This is a genomic window from Mariniflexile ostreae (genome assembly GCF_042427585.1).
Lineage (GTDB): Bacteria > Bacteroidota > Bacteroidia > Flavobacteriales > Flavobacteriaceae > Pseudalgibacter > Pseudalgibacter ostreae.
In genome coordinates, this window is record NZ_JBHMFC010000098.1 from 36,797 (window position 1) to 43,329 (window position 6,533).

Annotated in this window: 5 protein-coding genes and 1 tRNA gene; 1 reads left to right on the forward strand and 5 read right to left on the reverse strand. The window is 37.1% G+C overall.

What is annotated here, in order from left to right:
- Nucleotides 1–21 precede the first annotated feature (21 nt).
- The 5 genes from ACFFU9_RS13910 to ACFFU9_RS13930 form a co-directional block, all read right to left on the reverse strand.
- The gene (locus ACFFU9_RS13910; RefSeq protein WP_379862088.1) at nucleotides 22–540 is read right to left on the reverse strand and encodes a hypothetical protein; all 519 of its coding nucleotides are present in this window, start codon (nucleotides 538–540) and stop codon (nucleotides 22–24) included.
- A gap of 46 nt (nucleotides 541–586) precedes the next feature.
- Complete coding sequence (locus ACFFU9_RS13915) at nucleotides 587–1,378, reverse strand: glycoside hydrolase family protein (RefSeq protein ID WP_379862089.1); 792 nt, start codon at nucleotides 1,376–1,378, stop codon at nucleotides 587–589.
- Nucleotides 1,379–1,411: 33 nt separating this feature from the next.
- Complete coding sequence (locus ACFFU9_RS13920) at nucleotides 1,412–2,797, reverse strand: GH1 family beta-glucosidase (RefSeq protein WP_379862090.1); 1,386 nt, start codon at nucleotides 2,795–2,797, stop codon at nucleotides 1,412–1,414.
- A 37-nt stretch (nucleotides 2,798–2,834) separates the two neighbouring features.
- Entirely contained in the window at nucleotides 2,835–4,436 is a 1,602-nt protein-coding gene (locus ACFFU9_RS13925; protein WP_379862091.1) for an MFS transporter, read from the reverse strand.
- 334 nt (nucleotides 4,437–4,770) lie between these two features.
- Nucleotides 4,771–4,852, reverse strand: a tRNA-Leu gene (locus ACFFU9_RS13930).
- Nucleotides 4,853–4,982: 130 nt separating this feature from the next.
- Between ACFFU9_RS13930 and ACFFU9_RS13935 the strand changes: the two genes are divergently transcribed.
- The gene (locus tag ACFFU9_RS13935; protein ID WP_379862092.1) at nucleotides 4,983–6,371 is read left to right on the forward strand and encodes a dipeptidase; all 1,389 of its coding nucleotides are present in this window, start codon (nucleotides 4,983–4,985) and stop codon (nucleotides 6,369–6,371) included.
- Nucleotides 6,372–6,533: the final 162 nt, after the last annotated feature.

The following is a 6,533-nucleotide window of genomic DNA, read 5'->3' on the forward strand; positions in this document are numbered from 1 at the left end:
CTATATTATACTATAACTATCTTAATACGTTATAGTTTCTGGGGCTTTATCATTTCTGGCCATCTCCACAGTATAAGTCGTTTGTTTTTTAACAGCACCACTTTTGTTAAAGACTAAAACCAATGTACTATTGGGTGCTATTGTCCCTTTATAGTTGGTTTTTAATTGTATTTCCGAAGTTATAACCAAACCATTGGATTGATTTTTATTTAACAAGTTCAAATCAAAATCATAAAGCTCCTCTTGGCTCTGATTCATCAACAAAACAGCTGTTTCATCCTCTGTTTCAGATCCCAATATCTTTAAAAACCCCTTATTGGTGCCCATTTTAACATAACTCCCTTTTATATTTTCAGACATCATCTGCATGTGATAATAGGTAGAATGAGGAATAAAATTTGGAGGCGCACCTATATAGCCAAAGTATGTTTTTGCCACATCACTTTCTTGAATGCACCAAGGTGTAACACAAAACGCGCCATGCTCCATAGACATAGCAAAAACATCTACCCAAAACTGTCCGTTTATAAACGATGGCACAGCAATACCGTCTACGCTAAAATCATCTGGATTGGAGTAAGTAATATTAAATTCTGTTAAGCCCCAAACAAGCGCAGCATCCCCCCGTTCTATTATACTTTATGTTAGACGCTTCCACGTCTTCTTTCAGACTTAAAATTTGACCTCGAACCTTATCAACAGAATTAAAAATAACATCTGCTCTAGTATAATCTTTCCCATTTGGGTAGGTGTGAAAACTAACACCATCGATATACCAATATCCATTAGGGGCACGTCCTGCAACACTCTTTTCATCGCTTAGCAAAAGCGCTTCGTATAAATCGTTATAATAACTAGCACCATCTGGAATAAATATTTTTATATCCGGATCTACTGCTTTCATAGCTATTGAATAGGTTTTTATCATAGTAGAAATTGTATCTATAGACCATTTTGCCATTCCATAAGGCTCATTACCAATAGACCAATATTTAATTTTCAAACTATCATTTTGGTTAAAATGTTTAACCAATTCTGCCGCTCTGCTAGCCGATTCTAGTCTAGACACTTGAAATAAGGGTTCGGCCCCTATTTTTTTTATCGTTTTAACCCACATCTCAAGCGTGTCCATAGATGGCATTTTATGCTCATAGCCATTGCCCCCAATTCTTATTATTTTTGCACCACTGGCCTCAACTTTATCCCAAAGGGATTCTTGAATATAGCCTTTTCGCCCTTCTGCTTTGTCTGTTAACCATAAATTCTGCCCAAACAAGTAAGGACTAATGGGTGTTCCTTTTTCAATTTTTTCTGTTGGTTTCTGGCAACCTGTTAAGATTACAAAAAAAACTACGCTAAGTTTCAATAGAAGTTTCATATTTTAATTTTAAATAGTTGTTATATAAAAAGTTTATGGTGTATTTACACTATTAATGGCGATGCTCTTTTTAAACCAAAGCGCCGATTTTTTAGGAACTCGCTCTAAGGTTTCAAAATCTACATAATGTAATCCAAACCTTTTATCATAACCCATGGCCCATTCAAAATTGTCCATAAAAGACCAAGCGAAATATCCTTTTAAATTCACGCCTTCATCAATAGCTTCCTGGCAAGCCGTTAAATATCCCTTATAAAAGTCCAATCGTTCTTGATCATCCACTTTACCGTTTACCAATTTATCAGGATAAGCACATCCATTTTCTGTAATATAAATATTAGGGTTCCCATAACGTTTATCAATCCATTTCAATAGCTTTTTACAACCCCAAGGCACCACGGCCCAATGCATTGACGTTAAGTCCCAATCCTTATCTAAAGACAGATTCACATCTTGATCCTCAGAAATACCACCATTACCATGAACAGAAACGTGCTCTTTAATTCCATTTGCATGTGATGCATACATGGTAGTGTAATGGTTAAGTCCGAAAAAATCTGACGAGTCTTTTATTATTTCCTTTTCAGCTTCAGTAAAAACAGGAAGACGCTCTCCTAATCTTTCCTTCATTACCTCTGGATAGTCACCTTTATAAATAGGGTCTGCAAACCACGCCAGAAAAAACTCAAGAGCCCTTTCTGCTGCTTGTTTATCCTCTTCGCTATCTGTAAGCGGTTCTCGCCAATCGCAATTGTTAGAAATCCCTATCTGCCCTTTTTGATGTGCGTACTGCGCTCGGTATAGCTGTACGGTTTTTGCATGTGCCAAAATTAAATGATGGGCTGCCAAATAGGGTTCTGAATTAGAAACTCTGCCCGGTGCGAATACGCCTTGCCCGTATCCCAAAATAGAAACTACCCAGGGTTCGTTTAAAGTAATCCAATGCTTTACACGATCTCCAAAGCGATTGAAACATACATTTGCATACTCCGTAAAATAAGCTGCTATGTTTTCACTCAACCAACCATCTTCCTCCATTTCTAGAGCAAGAGGCAAATCCCAGTGATAAAGCGTTACCCAGGGCTCTATACCCGCGTTAAGAAGCTCATCTATTAAATCTGAATAAAACTGGACTCCCTTCTCATTCACGGTGTTTTTACCTGTAGGCATAACCCTTGACCAAGCAATTGAAAAGCGATATGCTTTTACACCCATATCTTTCATCAATTGGATATCTTCTTTAAATTTGTGATAGTGATTACAAGCCACATCCCCTGTATCCCCTTGGTTAATTTTACCCGGAATGCTACAAAAAGCATCCCAAATCGATGGTCCCTTACCATCTATATCTGCAGCACCTTCTATTTGGTAAGACGATGTCGCCGTTCCCCATATAAAGTTTTCTGGAAATTTTTTCATGTTTATTTTTTAGAAATATATTATAATAACGAACGTATTAATGTTCACTTAATCGTCTTGTGTTTAGTTCTAGTGTAATCTCATCAAGCTTGGTTTGGGTAAGCGGATAAAAACACATAATACCAGCTGCCAGTACAGAAATTACCGAGGGCACCCAGCTCATTAACATAACAATGCCGGGAATAGAGTGTTTTATAGCAACCGCATCTTGACCGTTGTAATGGAAAGCCGCCAAAACCAAACCTATAATGGCACCGGCAATTCCACCTCCAAACTTAGTTGCAAAAGAGCCTGCAGAATACACTAAGCCTGTGGCACGTCTTCCATTCTTAAATTCCGAATAATCTGCTGCATCACCTAACATTACAAAAAACAGAGTAGGAAGTATGGCTGCTCCAAATTCCGAAAGAATGCCTATTGTAAAAATTAGAGTGATATCTTGTGGTCCACAGAAAAAAAGCAGTGTATTTACCCCACCCGAAAACAATAAAGCGTAAATAAACAACCTACGCTTACCCAATCTCTTCCCCAATGAAGCAGTAATCATCGCACCCGCAATAGACGCCAACATAAGTCCCACCATATAACTTGCCGCCAACAACTGATTGTTTAAAAAATGTGTAAAATACACAACTACTATCCCTTGTTTAATAGAGTTATATACATTAAACAACAAGCCTATAGATAGCAAGATAAGCCATGGTTTATTCGTTATTAAATCTTTTAAATCTTGTTTTAAGTTGGTCTTTTGGTTTTTTGGAGGCTGCACTCTTTCTTTAGTAGTATAAAACGTAATGAGCATAAATAGTATTAGAAAAAAAGACATGACGTACATGGCATTACTATACCCTCTTTTTTGATCTATAATTGAGAACGAACTTGCTTCTATGTTTTGTTCTCCTTCTACGATAAACGCATAAACTTTATTAGCTTCCATAGTAAAGCTTTTTCCCTTTGTTGGGGTGTTTGCATTCGTTTTTGGAGCGTCCCACGTAAACATAGCAATACCATGTTCTGTTTTAATATTCGCATTCAAAACATCTTTTGGAGCAGATACTTCTACCCTAAATTTTTCAACATCTAATTTATCTACTTTAACCTCAGGATTCACGTTTCCATAGAACGCTACTAAAAAAAGCAACGCTCCTTGAACCAACATACCTCCACCAAAAGCCCCCACCATTCTAAAGGACCCAATACTTGTCCTTTCTTTATCATCGCCTGTCATAACAGCCATAAGCGCACCATATGGAATGTTATTGGCAGTATAGATTAAAGTAAAAGAAATATAAGTTATATAAGCATATATTATCTTACCAGTAGGACTAAGATCTGGGCTTGAAAACAATAAAGAAAGGCTAATGCCCAATGGAATGGCCGTCCATAAAATCCAAGGTCTAAATTTTCCGTATTTAGATTTGGTTCGATCTCCAATAACCCCCATTAGCACATCGCTAATACCATCGCTAAAACGGGACACTAACATCAAGACTCCTACAGTGGCTGGGTGCAACCCAAAAACATCTGTATAAAAAATAAACAAAAAAGCAGCAACGCCCCGCCATGCGATATTAGCAGCACCATCACCAAGCGCATACCCTATTTTCTCCTTAAATAATACCTTATTATTGTCTAACATTAGCGAACTATAAAATGTTTTTCAAAAATAAGTATCTCATCAAAAGAAAATGGATGCTATTTTGTCACTTAGTAATTGTATTTTTTATAAACTAGTGACATCTATCTATTTAAGCAAAGAAATTAGTAATGACCGCTATAAAACACCTCTATTAAATATTTTGTATTTGAATACGTTTTTCTAAAATAAAATTTTACTATATACATTATAGTGAAAACAGAAGTTTACATAAACACTAAGCGAAAGATTGTGATCGAAAACCATGTTTTTGTAACAGAACAAAAACTAAAACATTTTAAATAAAAAAAGCCGAAGATTGCTCTTCGACTTTTTGTGCGGGCGGGGAGACTCGAACTCCCACACCTCGCGGCACTAGATCCTAAGTCTAGCGTGTCTACCAATTCCACCACGCCCGCTAGTAGTTCATCCTATAATCATCAAGATTATTGGGATGCAAATATAAACAAGATTTTTAAATACCAAACTTCTAAGAGGTAAAAACATTCTTTTTTTTATACTTTTGAAATCAACATCATATTTTTTCTCATGGATAACATTCAATTTTACATTAAAGAACATAAAAGCAGATTTATAAATGAACTAATAGAACTGCTTAAAATACCATCCATAAGCGCCGATCCCACATATAAGAACGAGGTGCTTAAAACAGCAAGTGCTATAGAAGAAAGCTTAAAAAAAGCAGGTTGCGATAAAGTTGAAATCTGTGAAACAGAAGGATACCCTATCGTTTATGGCGAAAAAATTATAGACGACAAACTCCCAACCGTACTGGTTTACGGTCATTACGATGTACAACCCGCAGACCCTATAAATTTATGGCACTCTCCCCCATTCGACCCTATTATCAAAAAAACGGAAACCCACCCAGAAGGTGCTATTTTTGCACGTGGAGCCTGTGATGATAAAGGACAAATGTACATGCACGTAAAAGCTTTAGAGTTTATGACAACCTCAAATCAGCTTCCTTGTAATGTGAAATTTATGATTGAAGGCGAAGAAGAAGTTGGCAGTAGAAACCTTGGTGTTTTTGTAAAAAATAATCGTGAAAAGCTAAAAAATGATGTCATTTTGATTTCTGATACAGGAATGATAGCCAATACCACACCATCTATCACAACAGGATTGCGAGGTTTAAGCTATGTGGAAGTCGAAGTTACAGGCCCTAACCGTGATCTTCATTCGGGGCTATATGGCGGTGCAGTGGCAAACCCTATAAACATCTTAACCAAAATGATAGCATCGCTTCACGATGAACACAACCGTATTACCATTCCTGGTTTTTATGATAAGGTTGAAACACTATCAAAAGAAGAACGTGCAGAAATGGCAAAAGCGCCTTTTAATTTAGAAAACTACAAGAACGCTTTGGATATTGAAGCGGTTTACGGAGAAGCAGGCTATTCTACCAACGAAAGAAATTCTATAAGGCCCACTCTAGACGTGAACGGTATTTGGGGAGGCTATACCGGAGAGGGAGCAAAAACAGTTATAGCCAGTAAAGCTTATGCTAAAATCTCTATGCGTTTAGTACCAAATCAAGATTGGGAGGAAATAAGCGACCAGTTTAAAACCCATTTTGAAAATAGTGCACCCCATGGCGTTAAGGTAAAAGTAACACCGCACCATGGCGGCCAAGGCTATGTAACACCCATGGACAGCGTAGGCTACAAGGCAGCAAGCAAAGCGTACGAAGCCACTTTTGGCAAAACACCAATTCCGCAACGTAGCGGAGGCAGCATCCCTATTGTCGCTTTATTTGAAAAAGAACTGAACAGTAAAACCATTTTAATGGGCTTTGGGCTAGATAGCGACGCCATACATTCGCCAAATGAGCATTTTGGTGTTTTCAATTTTTTAAAAGGCATCGAGACCATTCCTTATTTTTACAAATATTTTGTTGAGCTTTCTAAATAAAAAACTCAAAATACACTTTTAAACGCTGCTTTAGTTTAATGCGTTAACAACAGCATCATGGGTCAACACAAAAAGTTGTGGAGTAACTAAAAAAGAAAGAACTTTGAATCAAAAATATTTATGCTCCCAGATTCATTACTATCCATAGCCAATTTATTGCTT

Coding starts and splice junctions, on each gene's coding strand:
- ACFFU9_RS13915 (WP_379862089.1), bottom strand. CDS start 1,378: ATGAAACTTCTATTGAAACTTAGCGTAGTTTTTTTTGTAATCTTAACA.
- ACFFU9_RS13920 (WP_379862090.1), bottom strand. CDS start 2,797: ATGAAAAAATTTCCAGAAAACTTTATATGGGGAACGGCGACATCGTCT.
- ACFFU9_RS13925 (WP_379862091.1), bottom strand. CDS start 4,436: ATGTTAGACAATAATAAGGTATTATTTAAGGAGAAAATAGGGTATGCG.
- ACFFU9_RS13935 (WP_379862092.1), top strand. CDS start 4,983: ATGGATAACATTCAATTTTACATTAAAGAACATAAAAGCAGATTTATA.